We start from the raw sequence: 1,025 nt of genomic DNA on the forward strand, positions 1-1,025 counted from the left end.
CGCCGTGTGCGGCAGATACAGAAACGATGCCAGCGACAAGCCCGGCGCACGCCCATGCGGCTGGTCAACAGACGCCAGCAGAATGCGCACCGCCTCGCCATAGTCGGGTGGCAAATGCTTGTGCAGCGCACGGGCAATGTGTTTGCCACGCGGCATCAGCGTCAATGCGTCATATCCGCTGAGGGCATCGTGCAGGAATGCATCCACATCAAAACGCGGATGCACTGCCGCAACCATGCGGGCAATGGCCTGGGGCACGTCGGGGCCGTATTGGGCGATGAGGGGTTCAGCCATGCGCCGCTTTCCATGCATCAAAGCCACCCCGCAGCGGGAGGGCGTTGCGGTAACCCAGCCGCTGCAGGTTTTGCGCCGCGTGCACCGCACCGGCGTCTTGCGGACAAGCGCAAATGGTGACGATGGGATAGTCTTTGTCGACCCCCGCCAAGGATTGGTCCAGCGCGCTGTATTCGGTGAGGTGGGCGTTGGGTATGAAGCCGGTGTCTAACGCCAGGCTGTGGGTGCGCAGGTCGATGATGTGGGGCGGCCGCGGGCCAGCCAGTGCCTGGGTGAACGCGTCCACCTCGATGTGCTGCATGGCGGCCAGCCGCTCAAACCGGGCCTTTTGCAAGTATTTCCAGGCTATCACCACTGCTACCAGCGCCGAGCCGATCAGCGCAAGGTGTATGCCATGCGCCGTCATCCACGCCAGAGCGCCATCAATCTGGGCCTGAAACGCATACCCCGCCAGCAAAGCCATGCCCGCCCACAAGCCCGCGCCCAGGGCAGATGCCATAAAAAACGAAGATGGCGCCATACCCAAGGCCCCAGCAACCGGTGGCGCCACCGTGGCAAAGCCGGGTATGAACTTGCCAAACACCAGCGACCACACGCCCCATTTGGTAAACCGCGCCTCGGTCTGGTTGACACACGAGCTGGGGTTGATGGACATCTTGCACAGCAAGGCCAGCACCCGATAGCCAAACTTGCGGCCCGCTGCATACCAGACCCAGTCTGCCACCAGCGAT

1 protein-coding gene and 1 pseudogene are annotated in these 1,025 nt (G+C 62.9%); both read right to left on the bottom strand.

What is annotated here, in order from left to right:
* Positions 1–294 (bottom strand): annotated as a pseudogene (locus tag AC097P_RS25060) (DNA alkylation repair protein); the annotation flags it as partial.
* A partial coding sequence (locus tag AC097P_RS25065; RefSeq protein WP_479613118.1) for a VTT domain-containing protein occupies positions 287–1,025 on the bottom strand: 739 nt, incomplete at its 5' end. The pseudogene AC097P_RS25060 and the gene AC097P_RS25065, both read right to left, overlap by 8 nt.

The sequence above is a fragment of the Rhodoferax sp. ZS1R8 genome (genome assembly GCF_056521325.1).